The sequence below is a fragment of the Phenylobacterium sp. T106 genome (assembly GCF_057219735.1).
This window is the reverse complement of the sequence record NZ_JBXVWA010000012.1, coordinates 32,064-46,205: the sequence shown is the minus strand read 5'-3', so window position 1 is coordinate 46,205 and position 14,142 is coordinate 32,064. Positions and strand designations below refer to the sequence as shown.

The 14,142-nt window shown below is 71.2% G+C and carries 16 protein-coding genes; 10 read left to right on the top strand and 6 right to left on the bottom strand.

The genetic code is table 11. The features are described from left to right. Positions 1–189: 189 nt before the first annotated feature. The 4 genes from AC2D8W_RS20345 to AC2D8W_RS20330 all read right to left on the bottom strand — a co-directional run bounded on the left by AC2D8W_RS20345 (position 190) and on the right by AC2D8W_RS20330 (position 4,150). Positions 190–1,095, bottom strand: coding sequence for an SDR family NAD(P)-dependent oxidoreductase (locus AC2D8W_RS20345; protein ID WP_484673070.1), 906 nt, complete (start codon positions 1,093–1,095; stop codon positions 190–192). A gap of 189 nt (positions 1,096–1,284) precedes the next feature. Continuing rightward, complete coding sequence (locus tag AC2D8W_RS20340; RefSeq protein ID WP_484673069.1) at positions 1,285–2,253, bottom strand: HlyD family secretion protein; 969 nt, start codon at positions 2,251–2,253, stop codon at positions 1,285–1,287. A 5-nt stretch (positions 2,254–2,258) separates the two neighbouring features. Further along, the gene (locus tag AC2D8W_RS20335) at positions 2,259–3,011 is read right to left on the bottom strand and encodes an ABC transporter ATP-binding protein (protein WP_484673068.1); all 753 of its coding nucleotides are present in this window, start codon (positions 3,009–3,011) and stop codon (positions 2,259–2,261) included. After that, positions 3,008–4,150: an ABC transporter permease gene (locus tag AC2D8W_RS20330; protein WP_293485546.1), complete on the bottom strand. Its 1,143-nt coding sequence runs from the start codon at positions 4,148–4,150 to the stop codon at positions 3,008–3,010. The genes AC2D8W_RS20335 and AC2D8W_RS20330 overlap by 4 nt, the downstream gene beginning before the upstream one ends. Before the next feature lie 255 nt (positions 4,151–4,405). Between AC2D8W_RS20330 and AC2D8W_RS20325 the strand changes: the two genes are divergently transcribed. The 5 genes from AC2D8W_RS20325 (at position 4,406) to AC2D8W_RS20305 (ending at position 9,064) form a co-directional block, all read left to right on the top strand. Beyond that, complete coding sequence (locus AC2D8W_RS20325; RefSeq protein ID WP_484673067.1) at positions 4,406–5,209, top strand: hypothetical protein; 804 nt, start codon at positions 4,406–4,408, stop codon at positions 5,207–5,209. Positions 5,210–5,390: 181 nt separating this feature from the next. Continuing rightward, complete coding sequence (locus AC2D8W_RS20320) at positions 5,391–6,671, top strand: NupC/NupG family nucleoside CNT transporter (protein ID WP_293485550.1); 1,281 nt, start codon at positions 5,391–5,393, stop codon at positions 6,669–6,671. Between the two features lie 52 nt (positions 6,672–6,723). Next, positions 6,724–7,614 (top strand): TSUP family transporter, encoded by an 891-nt coding sequence (locus AC2D8W_RS20315; protein WP_484673066.1) that lies wholly within the window; start codon positions 6,724–6,726, stop codon positions 7,612–7,614. Positions 7,615–7,616: 2 nt separating this feature from the next. Beyond that, the gene (locus AC2D8W_RS20310; RefSeq protein WP_484673065.1) at positions 7,617–8,252 is read left to right on the top strand and encodes a glutathione S-transferase family protein; all 636 of its coding nucleotides are present in this window, start codon (positions 7,617–7,619) and stop codon (positions 8,250–8,252) included. Continuing rightward, entirely contained in the window at positions 8,252–9,064 is an 813-nt protein-coding gene (locus tag AC2D8W_RS20305; RefSeq protein WP_484673064.1) for a hypothetical protein, read from the top strand. Before AC2D8W_RS20310 ends, AC2D8W_RS20305 begins: the two co-directional genes overlap by 1 nt. On the opposite strand, the gene AC2D8W_RS20300 is transcribed toward AC2D8W_RS20305, so the two are convergent. Both AC2D8W_RS20300 and AC2D8W_RS20295 read right to left on the bottom strand, forming a co-directional pair. Continuing rightward, positions 9,061–10,089, bottom strand: coding sequence for an MsnO8 family LLM class oxidoreductase (locus AC2D8W_RS20300; RefSeq protein ID WP_484673063.1), 1,029 nt, complete (start codon positions 10,087–10,089; stop codon positions 9,061–9,063). The two genes, AC2D8W_RS20305 and AC2D8W_RS20300, sit on opposite strands and share 4 nt — an antisense overlap. 2 nt (positions 10,090–10,091) lie before the next feature. Next, a complete protein-coding gene (locus AC2D8W_RS20295; protein ID WP_484673062.1) occupies positions 10,092–10,559 on the bottom strand; it encodes a PaaI family thioesterase in 468 nt (155 codons plus the stop codon). Between the two features lie 111 nt (positions 10,560–10,670). Between AC2D8W_RS20295 and AC2D8W_RS20290 the strand changes: the two genes are divergently transcribed. Genes AC2D8W_RS20290 through AC2D8W_RS20270 form a run of 5 tightly spaced genes read left to right on the top strand, consistent with a single transcriptional unit; the run spans position 10,671 to position 14,119 of the window. Continuing rightward, entirely contained in the window at positions 10,671–10,967 is a 297-nt protein-coding gene (locus AC2D8W_RS20290) for a hypothetical protein (protein ID WP_293485562.1), read from the top strand. 27 nt (positions 10,968–10,994) lie between these two features. Further along, positions 10,995–12,143: an acyl-CoA dehydrogenase family protein gene (locus tag AC2D8W_RS20285; RefSeq protein WP_293485564.1), complete on the top strand. Its 1,149-nt coding sequence runs from the start codon at positions 10,995–10,997 to the stop codon at positions 12,141–12,143. Further along, on the top strand, positions 12,143–12,406 hold the full coding sequence (locus AC2D8W_RS20280; protein WP_293485566.1) for a DUF3253 domain-containing protein: 264 nt from the start codon (positions 12,143–12,145) through the stop codon (positions 12,404–12,406). Before AC2D8W_RS20285 ends, AC2D8W_RS20280 begins: the two co-directional genes overlap by 1 nt. Next, positions 12,403–13,050, top strand: coding sequence for a glutathione S-transferase family protein (locus AC2D8W_RS20275; RefSeq protein ID WP_484673061.1), 648 nt, complete (start codon positions 12,403–12,405; stop codon positions 13,048–13,050). Before AC2D8W_RS20280 ends, AC2D8W_RS20275 begins: the two co-directional genes overlap by 4 nt. Before the next feature lie 49 nt (positions 13,051–13,099). After that, a complete protein-coding gene (locus AC2D8W_RS20270; protein ID WP_293485570.1) occupies positions 13,100–14,119 on the top strand; it encodes an alpha/beta fold hydrolase in 1,020 nt (339 codons plus the stop codon). Positions 14,120–14,142 lie beyond the last annotated feature (23 nt).

Here is a 14,142-nt window from a genome sequence, read left to right as displayed (position 1 = left end):
ACAGGGGCCCGCCCGCCGCGCCTGATCCTGAAGTCGACACCTGACCTTGCTCCCCTGCGCCGCGCCTCTTCGACGGACGCCTTCGCGGACGAGTTAGGCGTGAGCGTGGCCAAGCCCGCAAGCGGATTCAGGTTACATCGCTGAAAGGGATGCCCTGCCGCCTGCGGACCGCGGGGTCGGGGCGGCCGATCAGCCGCCCTGCAGCTTGCGGAAGAACTTCCCGGTCTGCTCGCCGCCGTTGAGGTAGGCCTGCTGTCCCGCCGGGTCGGCGATCTTGGCCCAGTTGTCGCGGATGTCCTCGACGGTGGCCTTGGGGCCGATGGCGACGCCTTCGGTCTCCACGATCCGGGCCAGGGCGAAGGCGCCCGCGCCGGCGGTCAGGATCGCGCCGGTCGGCGCCTCGTCCGAGCAGAGAAACACGACGCCCGGCGTCACGAACTCGGGCTTCAGCTGCGCCAGCACCTCGGGCGGCATGCCCAGGTTCTCGGTCATCCGCGTGGCGGCCACGGGGCTGATGGCGTTGACGTGGACGTTGTTCTTCTGTCCCTCGAGCTTCAGCGAGTTCATGAAGCCGATCAGGCCCAGCTTGGCCGCGCCGTAGTTGGACTGGCCGAAGTTGCCGTAGAGGCCGGTGGAGGACGTGGTGACCACGATGCGTCCGTAGTTCTGGGCGCGCATGATCTCCCAGACCGCCTTGGCCGGCTTCACCGTGCCCATGAGGTGCACGTCGACCACCACCTGGAAGTCGCCGAGCTCCATCTTGGCGAAGGTCTTGTCGCGCAGGATGCCGGCGTTGGCGACGAGGATGTCGATCCGCCCCCAGGCGTCCATGGCGTCCTTGACCATCCGCGCGACGCCCGCGTCGTCGGTCACCGAGCTGCCGTTGGCGATCGCCTCGCCGCCGGCGGCCTTGATCTCCTCGACCACCTTGTTGGCCGCGTCCGAGCCGCCGCCCGAGCCGTCGACCGAGCCGCCCAGGTCGTTGACGACGACCTTCGCGCCGCGCCGGGCCAGCTCCAGTGCGTGCTGTCGGCCAAGCCCGCCGCCCGCGCCGGTCACGATCGCCACTTTGCCGTCGAAGCGGATGTCCGCCATCTCAGATCCCCTTGGAACAGGTGTTCGAATTCGGCGCGCGTTGTGCGCACGCCGCAGGGCGCCGTCAAGCTGACGGCGTCCCCAGGGCGCCGGCGCCAGGGGACGGGCGAGAGGCCTGGAAAAGGCCTCCCCGGGGGCCGACTGCAGGGAGAGTCCGTAGGGACGCGGACCCCGGGGAGGTCAGGACGCTCAGCTCTTCGGCGGAGTCGCAGCTTCCGCCTGCTGCGTGCGGACGAACTTCACCAGCACGCGCTGGCCGATCAGGAAGGGCGCGCCCGAGGAGTCCACGACCACCTCGACGACGCGGTCGTCGGTGCGCTCGGTGGGGTCGTCGGACTGCAGCTTGCGGGCGCCGAAGACGGCCGCGCGCCGCAGCACCTTGCCGGGGAACGTCTTGGTCGGGTCGGCCTCGGGCGACATCTGGACGCGCTGGCCGATCTCCACGAAGGGCAGGGCGCCCTCGGCGATCTCGGCGCGCACGATGCGGCCGGCGTTCGGCTCCAGGTCGAACATGTTCGAGACGTTCAGCGTCGAGGCCCCGGCGCCCGGGTTCGCGTAGCGGCGCACGATGCGGCCGTCGGCGGGCGCGCGGATGATCGAGAGCTCCTGGTCGTAGCGGGCCTCGCTGAGGCGCGCCTCGGCGGTGGCCACGACGGCCTGCTGCGCCATGATCCTGGCCTCGGCCTCCCGCACGCCGTCGCGGGCCTGGTCGAGCTTCTGGGCGGCGACGAAGTTGGACGGGGCCAGCCCCTCCAGGCGGCGAAGCTCACGCTGGGCGGCCGAGCGCTGGACGTCCAACAGCGCCAGGGCGGCGCGCGCCTGACGCACCTCGGCCTGCGCCCTCTGGGAGGCGAGGCGCGGCTCGTCGTCCTCGAGTCGGGCGAGGATCTGGCCGGCCTTCACGTCGTCGCCCTCCTGGACGAGCACGTCGCGGACCACGCCGGCCCGCCGGGCGGCCACCTGGATGATCCCGCCCTCGACGTCGGCCTTGCCGTTGGCGATGGCGGCGTAGGGGCTGGGCTTGACGCTGGCGGCCGCTTTGGCGGCCTCGGCCTTCTTGGCCTTGGCCTGGCCCTGCATGAACAGGGCGCCGCCGCCGGCGAGGGCGACGATCACCAGGGCGATCCAGACGAAGCGGTTGCGGAACAGGGCGGGCATGAGGGTCAGGCTCCAACGAGCGCGGGTTGTCGGTGGGCGGCGCCGGAAACGTTGGCCGCATGTTCGGTGCGCCGATCGCTGAGGATCTGTCCGTCCTCGAGGTGGATGACGCGATCCGCATAGGTCTCGAGGCGGGGGTCGTGGGTGACGCAGATCACGGCCGCGCCGTGCTGCTTGGCCGCGCGGTGCAGGAGCTTGATCACCACCTGGCCGTTCTCGCCGTCGAGGGCGCTGGTGGGCTCGTCGGCGAAGATCAGCTGCGGGTCCTTGGCGAGCGCGCGGGCGATGGCCACGCGCTGCTTCTCGCCGCCAGAAAGCTCCGAGGGCCGCTGGTGCAGCTTGCTCTCCAGCCCCACCTCGCTCAGCGCCTGGGCGGCCTTCTCGCGCGCCTGCCGGCGCGGCACGCCCTTGTACTTCAGGATGATCTCGACCTGCTGCACCGCAGTCAGGGCCGAGAACAGGTTGAAGCCCTGGAAGATGAAGCCGCAGTGGTCCAGCCGGAAGCGGTCGAGGGCCGTGGGCTTGAGGCTCCAGAGGTCCTGGCCCATGCCGACGACCCCGCCGTCGTCCGGCTTCAGCAGGCCCGACAGCGCGGCCACCAGGGTGGACTTGCCCGACCCCGAGGGGCCCATGACCATGGTGACGTCGCCGTGCAGCGCGTCGAAGTCGACCCGCTTCAGCACCTCGATGTGGGTGCGGCCGGTCTTGAAGCGCTTGTAGAGGCCCTGCGCCGTGATGGCCGCTTTGTTGGTGTTCATCGCAGGAGGTCCGCGGGCTGGCTTTTCTTGAGGACGCCCAGGGAGAAGAGCCCCGAGGCGCCGGCGATGAAGAGGAGGAGCACGGCGACGCCGATGTCCCAGGCCAGCGGGAAGCCCATGGGCACGCCGCCGCTCTGCGCCAGCAGGTAGACGCCGACCGTGAGCAGGGCTGTGAAGGCGAGGCCTGCGACCCCGACCCAGAGCGAGAGCTCGAACACGATGCCGCGCAGCGCGCTCATCGGCACGCCCAGCGCCCGAAGGCTCGCGAACTCCTTGATGCTCGAGAGGATGGCCCCGCGCAGGGTCATCGAGGTGATCGCGCAGCCGATGGCGAAACCGATGACGACGCTGAACGACAGGAAGAGGCCGATGATCTGCTCCTTCAGCAGGGCGCCCTCGTTGGCCTCGGCGAGCTCGGCGCGCGTCCAGGCGCGGTAGGCGCCCTTGGCGTCGCGGTTCAGCTGGTCGCGGACGATGTCCGCCCGCGCGGCGTCGGCCAGGCGCACCATCAGCGGGCCGGTCTTGCCGTTCTTCTGGACCATCCCCAGCAGGCGCAGGGTGTCGCGCGAGACGGTGATCGAGGCGTTGTTGATGTTCGGATAGCCGGTGAGGATCGCCCGGACCCGGACGGTCTTGCCGTTCAGCGACGCCTCGTCGCCCAGCTTCACGCCCAGGCGGCCGAGCTGGCTCTCGTCGATGGCGACCGCGTAGGGCTCCATCAGCGCGCGGCGCGTCTCCTCGCTGAAGTCCACCGGCAGGGTCACGGCCCCGGGGCGGGTGTCGACCATGTTGACGTCGACGAAGGTGGTGACGGCCTTCTTGCCGTCCTTGGGCCGGTTGACCCAGCGCCCGCCCTCGATGTCCCAGGCGGCCACCTCGACCACCTCGGGATGCATGTAGAGCTGCGGCTGGAGCCGTTGGGGCAGGGAGCCGCCGCCCGAGTTGATCAGGCTCTCCATCTTCGGCGGCATGATGATGATGTCGGCGCGGCTGCGGTCGAGCGTGGCGGTGACGCCCCGCACGATGCCGGTAAACATGCCCACCTGCGCCAGGATCAGCAGCCCCGCCACCGCGAGCGCCACCATGGCGGCCGTGTACCGGCGCCATTCGTACAGCAGAGTTGCAAGCGCCAGAGACATCGTGACGAACCGCCCTCACATCGAGCGTGGGTGTCGGCGCGGCGGTCTACGTAGGCCAGTTACATCGCCGTAAGGCAGGGCCGGGGTCGCCGCGCGAACCGCGCTCAACCCTAAGAGGCTGCTGGCGAATTCAGCGGATGCGGCCCGGCCGATTAAACCTTCGTAATCCGCCGGACGTCGCCGGCGCTTCGCAGGATTTCCTTAGGCCTTCGCGGGCAAGGATGCCGTCCAACTGCGAGGTCCGCCACGGCCCGAATGTACGTCACGTCTGTCGCCAGCGCCGCCTATCCGATCCCCGTCACCCCGGTGCGGGCGACGGGCGGCGTCACGTCTGCGGACTACGCGACGCGGATGGCGGAGTTCGACCGGCTGTCGGCGGCGGTGAACGACACCAGCGGCAGGACCGCGGAGGCCCAGCGCGTCGAGGCCTATCAGGCGCTGCAGGCGATGTCGGCGCGCGGCGACCTGGCGGGCATCGATCCCGACCGCCGCAAGGTCCTGGACCGGGCCACGTACGACAGCGACATCGGCCGGCGCGCCCAGGACCTGGGTCGTGACTTCGTCCAGGCGATGAACGCCGCGCGGCAGGCCGGAGGCCCGGGCGCCGCGCTGGAGGCGGTGGCCGCCCGCTTCGACGACCTGTCGGCGTCGGACCGGGACCTCCTGTTCAGGACAACCATCAACGTCGCGGACCGCAACGGGACCAAGCCCTACGCGGACCCCTCGGCCTGGCGTGCGAACATGGACGCCCAGGCCCGGGTGGTGGCCTTCATGAAGGACGCGGGCGTCGTCGGCGCGAACGGCGCCCTGGACCAGAAGGCCGCCCAGGCCAGGGCCGCGGCCGACCCGAAGTTCGCCGCTGCGCTGCGCCTATCCATGCGCAGCGACAACAACTCGCCCGAATGGACCCAGGCGGTGTTCCAGGTCTTCGGCCGCGCTGCGCCGCAGGACGAGGTCCGCCTCTCGGAGGCCGCGAGGGCGGCCCTGGACGCCATGCCCGCTGCGCCCTCGACGGCCGCGCCCTACCGCCAGGGCTCCATCGCCTCGACCACCGCCTAGCGGCCGCCGACCCGGCGCGATCAGGAGAGGGTTGCGCAGGCAGATCCGCCCACGGCCGGGACAGATTCCGGCGCCCGCCGCCGGCGCAGAGCGCTGCGGTCACGCTGCCCTTGCGCGCGCCGCGCTTTCGGCGTCGATTGACGCGGACGGCCGCGGAGTCGCGGCGTGCGTCGGGGGATGAATGTTCGGTCCGCAGAACGCCCAGAGCCTCGTCGGCATCGCGCTCGTGCTGCTCATCTGCTGGGCCGTGTCAGAGAACAGGGCGCGGTTCCCCTGGAAGCTGGCGCTGGGCGCCATGGCGGTGCAGGGCCTGCTCGTCCTGGCGCTGTTCGGGCTGCCGGCCGTCCGCGCCGCGCTGCAGGGCGTCGGCGTCGTCGTGGACGGCCTGGCGACGTCCACCCAGGCCGGCGTAGCCTTCGTCTTCGGCTTCCTGGCCGGCACGCCCAACCAGCCCTATGCGCTGACCGACCCGGGCTCGCTGTTCGTCTTCGCCTTCCGGGTGCTGCCGGTGATCCTGGTGGTCTGCGCGCTGGCCGCGCTGCTGTGGCACTGGAAGATCCTGGTCTGGATCACCCAGGCCTTCGGGGTCGTGTTCGAGCGGACGATGGGCCTGCGCGGCCCGCCCGCCCTGGCGACCGCCGCCACCGTCTTCATGGGGCAGGTCGAAGGCCCGATCTTCATCCGCAGCTACCTGCCCAGCCTCTCGCGCTCGGAGCTGTTCATGCTGATCGCCGTCGGCATGGCCTGCGTCTCCGGCTCCACCATGGTGGCCTATGCGACCATCCTCAGCGGCGTGCTGCCGAACGCCGCGGCGCACGTGCTCACGGCCTCGATCGTCTCGGCGCCGGCCGGCGTGCTGCTCGCCCGCATCATCGTGCCGCGCGACGCCGCCATCGAGGAGGCCCAGACCTATGACCCGCTGGCGGCCAAGAAGTACGACAGCTCGATCGACGCCCTGATCAAGGGCACGACGGACGGCCTCCAGATCGTGATGAACGTCGCCGCCACGCTGATCGTCTTCGTGGCGCTGGTGGCCATCGTGAACAAGATCCTGGGCGCCGTCGGCGACGCGGTCGGCTACCAACTCTCGGTGGAAGCCGGCCTGGGCGTGATCTTCGCGCCGCTCGCCTGGGCCATCGGGGTTTCCTGGGCCGACGCGCCCACCGCGGGCTCGCTGCTGGGCGTCAAGCTGGTGCTCACCGAGTTCACCGCCTTCATCAGCATGGGGAACATGCCGCTGGAGGCCATGGAGCCCCGCACCCGCGTGCTGATGACCTACGCGCTGTGCGGCTTCGCCAACATCGCCTCGGTGGGCATCAACCTGGCCGGCTTCTCGGTCCTCGTTCCCGAACGGCGCAACGAGATCGTCGGCATGGTGTGGAAGGCCATGATGGCCGGCTTCCTGGCCACCTGCCTGACGGCTTCGATCGTGGGACTGCTGCCGCACGACCTGTTCGGCTGAGCCTTGCCTCGCCGGCGGCGGCGGGGCAGCGTGCCGGCGGGGGGAAGGGTGCATGCTCGCACTGCTGATCGCCGCGATCGCCGTCGGGATCGCGGCCTTCGTCTGGGCCATGGTCCAGGCGCTGCGCGCCAATCCCGTGAGGCCCCCGCCCGAGGCGATCGTCGTCGGCGCCGTCACCAACTTCTTCGACGCCCTGGGCATCGGCTCGTTCGCCCCGACCGCCGCGTGGCTGAGGTTCCGCCGGCATGTCCCGGACCGTCTGATCCCCGCGACGATGCTGATCGGCCACACGCCGCCGACCTTCGTCCAGGCGCTGATCTTCCTGGTGCTGCTGGGGGTCGGGATCGATCCGGTGCTTCTGGTCGGCTGCGCCGTCACGCTGACCGTGGGAACCTATGTGGGCGTCGGCCTCGCCACCCGCGCGCCGGTGCGGGTCGTGCAGGCAGTGGTGGCGGGCGCGCTGATCCTCGCCGCCGTCTTCTACGCCCTGGCCAACCTCGAGATGATGCCTGTCGGCGGCGCCGCCCGGTCCCTGCCCCCGGGGCTGACGGCGATCGCCATCGCGGCCAGCTTCGTCTTCGGCGTGCTCGTCAGCTTCGGCGTGGGGCACTACGCGCCCATGCTCGTCATGCTCAGCCTCATGGGCATGGATCCGCGGCTGTGCTTCCCCATCATGGCCGGCGGCGGCGCCCTGGCCGCGGCGGGCGCCTGCGTGCGCTACATCAGGACGGCGCAGGTCGACCTGCGGATCCCGCTCGGCCTGTCGCTGGGCGGCATCCCGGCGGTGCTGGTGGCGGCGCTGCTGGTCAAGTCGCTGCCGGTCGAGCCGCTGCGCTGGCTGGTGATCGTGGTGGTGCTGTACGCTGCGGCGACCCTGCTGTGGTCGGCGCTGCGCAACGAGGCGGCGACGGCGGCCCCGGCAAAGCCCGCCGCAGGAGGCTGAAGATGAAGCTCTACGATACGCCGCTCGCGCCCAACCCGCGCCGCGTCCGATGGGTCATGGCCGAGAAGGGCGTCGCCGACGTCGAGATCGTCCCGGTCGACCTGTTCCAGGGCCAGCACAAGACCCCGGAATACCTGGCCAAGGCCGGCCTGCCGAACGTGCCCATGCTGGAGCTCGACGACGGGACCTGCGTGACCGAGAGCATCGCCATATGCCGGTATCTGGAGGCGAGATATCCCGAGCCCAACCTGTTCGGCCGCACGCCCGAGGAGGAGGCGGTGATCGAGATGTGGCTGCGGCGCGTCGAGATGATGGTCGCCACGCCGATGATGATCGGGGTGCGGCACACCCACCCGGCCATGGGAGCGCTGGAGGCCCAGGTTCCGGCCGTGGGCGAGCACAGCCTCGCCGGCGCGACGAAGGCGTTCCGGTTCCTGGACGGGCGGCTGGCCGGCCGCGACTGGATCGCCGCCGACCGGGTCACGATCGCCGACATCGTGGCGTTCATCGGGCTCGACTTCGGCCGGATGATCAGGTTCCAGCTGCCCGATGACCTCGTCCACGTCGCGCGCTGGGCCGAGGCGATGCGGGCGCGGCCCGCGGCCGCGGCGGGGATGCCGCGCAAGGCGCCGGCCTGATGCGGCGGCGGACGGTGCTCGGCCTGGGCGTGGCGCTGGCCGCGCGCCCCGCCTTCGCCATCGACCCGGGCGTCGTCGCCGGCGGGTATCGGGACGACGAGGGCGAGGTCGGCTTCACCCACGCCGTGGCGGTCGAGCGGGACAACACCGAAGGGCTGCTGGACTCCGACCGCGAGATCCGGCTGGCGCTCACCGACCGCGATGTGCCCGCCCGCGCGCTGTTCGGCCAGGCCTTCCCGCCGATCTGGTGGATGGCCGCCCAGGGGCAGGTGAGGGGCGTCCTGCTGTCGTTCGATCCAGCCGACCGCACGGGGATGGTGGTCACCGTGCTCGCACGGCCCGAGCCGGGCGCCTCGCTGGCGAACATCTCCATCACCAACACCGAGGGCCTTTGGGATCGGCTCGAGGTCTCGCCGACACGGATCGTGGGCGCGCTTCGGAAGGAGGCGAGCGAGACCCTGGCCGCGACGTTCAGCGCGCCGGTGTTCCGCGACCGCCTCGTGGCGGACCTGAAGGGGCCGGCGGCCGCGGCGTCGGAGCCGGCCCAGGCCGTGCTGGCGCGGGCCCAGGCGCTGGCTCGCGGGGACATGGCGGCCGCGCGATCGCTTTCGACCGCGGAGTCCGCGGCTGGCCTGGACGGGTTCTCGCCGGAGACCCTGGCGCTCGCGAAGCGCGAGATCCCGAAGCTGATCGCGCGCCTCAAGGCCGTGAAGCGCGTGGTGGTCCGGGAGCAGACGGCGGTGGTCTTCCTGGGACCGCGCGAATACGCCACCGCGACCCGCGAAGGCGGCGTCTGGAAGGTCGCAGACTAGGCGGCGGCCTGGGCGGCGTGCTGCGCCGCGATCAGCTCCAGCGAGGTGATCCGGTCGGCCAGCGACGGCCCCGTGGCCATCACGAACACCTCGTCGGCGCCCGCCCGTCCGGCCTTCGCCCGCAGCTGGGCGTGCACGCCCGCAGCGTCGCCCGCGATGCTGCGGCTTTCCACGTCGGCGAGAAGCGGGGTGTCCTTCCATTCGCGGAGGAAGGCCTCGGCTTCGTCGACGTCGCCGAAGCGGCGCCGGCGGCCCGACAGCATCGAGACGGTCGACGCCCGCCGCAGCGCATCGCCCCGCCAGCCGGCCTCCTGCGTCTCCGCGGCGTAGGCGACCACCGCCGTGCCCGCCCAAGGCTCGCTGCGGAACGCCGAGGGGCGGAAGGCCTCGCGGTAGGCGGCGATCGACGAAGTCGCCTCGCGCCGGGCGATGAACTCGGCGAAGACCAGGCCCACGCCCATCACCCCCGCGAAGGCCGCGCTCTCTTCCGACGTGCAGAGGAGGAAGACGTCCGGGTGCGACGGGCCCGAGGGATTGGCCTTGATGTCGTGGATCGGGTGGCCCTGCGGGATCGGGACCTTGCCGCCGGCGTCCAGCAGCCAGGCCGAGAGCAGCTGGAAGTACTGCGGGAAGGCGTCGGACCCCACGGAGCGCAGAGCCCCGCCGGTGCGGGCGTCCGCCCCGAGCGCGCGGCCCAGGCCCAGGTCGATCCGGCCAGGCGCCAGCGCCTCCAGCTCCATGAAGGTCTCGGCCACCTTCAGCGGCGAGTAGTTGACCAGCATGACCCCGCCCGACCCGAGCCGGATGGTCGAGGTGACCTGCGTCAGCGCCGCGATCAGGATCTCGGGGTTGGGCGAGCCCAGGCCCGCGATGTTGTGGTGCTCGGCGACCCAGAAGCGGTGGTAGCCCAGCCGTTCCGCCGCGCGGGCCACGTCCAGCGTCTCGCGCACCGCCTGAGCCTGGGTCGCGTCTCCCGTCACCGGCGACAGGTCGAGGACCGACAGCTTCGTCGCTGGCGCGGCCATCCTCAGTTCCCTCTCGGGCGGGTCTTCTTCAGGACGGAGGAGAAGCTGGCCACGGGCTCGTCGCCATTGGTGATCAGGCCCCGGACGAAGACCATGCTCTTGCCGGCCTTCACCACCTCGCCGCGGCATTCGACCAGGTCGCCGATGCGGGCGGTGCCCACCAGTTCGCAGTTGAAGGTCGCGGTGACGGTCTGGCTGCCCTCGATGGCGTCGCGGGCCAGCACGAACAGGGAGAAGTCGGCGAAGGTCATCACGCAGCCGCCGTGCATGAACATGCCGCCGTTCATGTGCTTGTGCTCGGCCCGGAAGGCGCACACCGGGCGGCCGTCGTCGTCGAAGCGGAAGTAGAACGGCCCGGCGAGGTCCTCGAACGGGTCGCCTCCGGGATAGCAGCGCCAGCCCTTCCATTCGCCCTCGGTCACCATCGTGAGCTTCGAGACGTAGCTGTTGTCCGCGGCTTCGCCGTCCATAACCCCTCCCGCGCGCGCCCCACGCGAACCGTTTGCCCGGCGCAGGTTCGAACACTAGTTTGACGCTCCGCTTACAGCCCATCGGGGGGCCGTCATGCAAGGCCGCACAACATGCTGAGCCTCATCGCCGCGATGATCCTGGCCGCCGCCCAGCCGCCGGCCGACGGGACGGCGCCGGTCGCGCCGCCGCCGTCCGCGCAGGGCGGCCCGGCGAAGCCCGCGCCGCTGCCCGCGTCCCAGGCCGTCGACGCGAACGGCGTGCCGGCGTGGGCCAAGCGCAAGCACCGCCAGCCGGTCCAGTCCTGCGAAACGCGTCCCAACATCGGGGTCGAGACCTGGCGGCAACGCTACGACAGCACCGGCAAGGACCTGCTGAAGCCCAAGCCGCCCACCTTCACCTGCCACTAGACGCCACACTTCGGAAGGACTGCCCGCATGGCGCTCGACGCCGAGACCCGCGACCAGCTGATCGACACCGTCCGCCGCTTCGTCACCGAGCGGCTCCGCCCCCTGGAGGCCCAGGTGGCGGAGGACGACGCCATGCCGCAGGACGTGGTCGACGAGATGAAGGGCCTGGGTCTCTTCGGCCTGTCGATCCCTGAACAGTACGGCGGCCTGGACCTCTCCATGGAGGACGAGTGCCTGGTCGTCGTCGAGCTGGGGCGGACCAGCCCGGCCTTCCGCTCGACCTTCGGCACCAACGTGGGCATCGGCAGCCAGGCGCTGGTGATGTTCGGGACCGAAGCCCAGAAGGAGAAGTACCTGCCGGGCATCGCCTCGGGCGAGATCATCACCTCGTTCGCGCTGACCGAGCCCGAGGCCGGGTCCGATTCCGGCGCCGTGCAGACCCGCGCCGTGCGCGACGGCGACCACTACGTGATCAACGGGGCAAAGCGGTACATCACCAACGCCGCCCGGGCGCACCTTTTCACGGTCATGGCCCGCACCGACCCGAACAAGCCGGGGGGCGGCGGGGTCTCGGCCTTCCTCGTCGAGCGCGATGCGCCCGGCGTCACCGTCGGCAAGGCCGAGAAGAAGATGGGCCAGCAGGGCGCGCCCGTGTCGGAGGTCTTCTTCGACAACGTCCGCGTGCCGGCCGAGAACCGCATCGGCGCCGAGGGCGAGGGCTTCAAGGTGGCCATGCAGGTGCTCGACAAGGGCCGCCTGCACATCTCGGCGCTGTGCGTGGGCGTGGCCGAGCGGCTGATCGCCGACTGCGTGGCCTATGCCTCCGATCGCAAGCAGTTCGGCCAGGCCATCAGCAGCTTCCAGCTGATCCAGGGCATGATCGCGGACTGCAAGACAGAGGCGCTGGCGGCAAAGGCGCTGACGATGGAGACCGCCCGCAAGCGCGACGCGGGCCAGAACGTCACCATGGAGGCCGCGGCGGCCAAGTACTTCGCCTCCGAGATGGTGGGCCGGGTGGCGGACAAGGCGGTGCAGATCTTCGGCGGCGCCGGCTACATCGCGGACTACGGCATCGAACGCTTCTACCGGGACGTCCGGATCTTCCGGATCTACGAGGGCACCAGCCAGATCCAGCAGGTGATCATCGCCCGCGAGACGCTGAAGCGGGGCGGCTGATGAGCGCCGCCGTCGAAGCGGCCATCCTCGAGCTCCTGGACAAGCTGCCGCCCGGCAAGTCGGTCTCGCCCGAGGACGTGGCCCGGGCGGTCGATTCCGCCGGCTGGCGGCGCGAGCTCGGCAAGGTGCGCGCCGTGGCCGTGGGCCTGGCGCGCGCCGGCCGGATCGTGATCCTGCGGCACAACAAGCCGGCCGATCCCGAGACCTTCAAGGGCGTCTGGCGCATGCGCCTGCCGCTGCCGGATGACGGAGCAAACTCATGAAACTCTACGGCAATTCCGCGAGCCCCTACGTGCGCAAGACCCTGGCGTTCGCGGCCGAGAAGGGGATGGCGCTGGAGCTGGTCGCAGCCGGCATGGGCGGCGGTCCGCCCGAGTTCAGGCTCGCCAGCCCGTTCGGCAAGATGCCGGCCTTCCAGGACGGCGACTTCATGCTGGCCGACTCCACGGCGATCATCACTTACCTCGACGCTGTCCAGCCCGAGCCCAACCTCATCCCGACCGAGCCGAAGGCCCGGGCGCGGACCATCTGGTTCGAGGAGTTCGCCGACACGATGATGGTGGCGACCATCGGCAAGATGTTCTTCAACCGCTTCGTCGCGCCGCGGGTGATGGGGCGCGAGGGCGACCTCGCCGCCGCGGACGCCGCCGAGGCGACCGAGCTGCCGCCGATCCTCGACTATCTGGAGGGCCAGATCCCGGCCTCGGGCTTCCTCATAGAGGATCGCCTGACGCTGGCCGACCTCGCGGTGGCGAGCCCGTTCCAGAATCTGGCGCTCATCGGCGTGAGGCCGGACGCCGCGCGCTATCCCAAGGTCGCGGCGCACGCGGCCGCCGTCCTGGGCCGTCCGTCGTTCGCGGGCTGGTGCGAGCAGGAGTTCCGCATGTTCGGCGTGGAGCGGGCCTAGCCCACCCGCCTTTTCCGCTCCGGCGAGGCGCCTATAGTCGACCGCCACGATGACGCGCCTCGCCCTCGTCCTCCTGCTGTTCGCGCTTTCGGCGTGCGCGCCCATGCTCCGGCAGACGGCGCTGCAGCCGCCGGCCGGCTTCGCGGGGCCCGAACTGCGCGCCGACGCCGTCGTCTCGTTCGACGGGGCGAAGCTGGGCCTGACGACCTGGCCGGCGACGACGGGGGAGCCCTGGGCGGTGGTGGTCGCGGTCCACGGCATGAACGACTACGCCAACGCCTTCCATTTCCTGGGCGGGGCCCTGGCGGCCGAGGGCGTCACCACCATCGCCTACGACCAGCGGGGCTTCGGCCGTTCGCCGATGCGCGGGGTCTGGGCGGGGCAGGACCTCATGGTCGAGGACCTTCGCACCGTCGTCGCCCTGGCCCGCGCCCGGCATCCCGGCGCGAAGATCGCGGTGGTGGGCGAGAGCATGGGCGGATCGGTCGCCGCGCTCGCCTTCGCCTCCGACAACCCGCCCGCCGCCGACCGGCTGATCCTCTCGGCGCCGGGAGTCTGGGGGTTCGACTCCCAGCCCCTGCCCAACAAGACGCTGCTCTGGCTGGCGGCCAACTTCACGGGCGCCAAGGTCTACACCCCGCCGCGCTGGCTCACCTCGCGCATCTACCCCACCGACAACCGCGAGGAACTGATCGCCATGGGCCGCGACCGGCTGATGATCTGGGGCGCGCGGTCGGACACCCTCTACGGCCTCGTGAAGCTGATGGACCGCGCCGCCGACGCCATCGGCGACGACCAGGCGCCGACGCTCTACCTGTACGGCGCCAAGGACGACATCATCCCGAAGAACGCGGCGTTCAAGGCGGCGAAGGGGCTCAAGGCCTCCGACCGCTCGGCCTACTACGCCGCCGGGCATCACCTTCTGACCCGCGATCGCCAGCGGGCGGTGGTCATCGCCGACATCCTGGCTTTCATCCGCGACGCCCAGGCCCCGCTGCCGTCCAACGCGCCGCCGATCCCGGGCGCCCGCGACACCCTGGACACCTCCCGGCGCGCCGCGGGGTTGTGAGATGGCCCGCGGGAGCGTACATC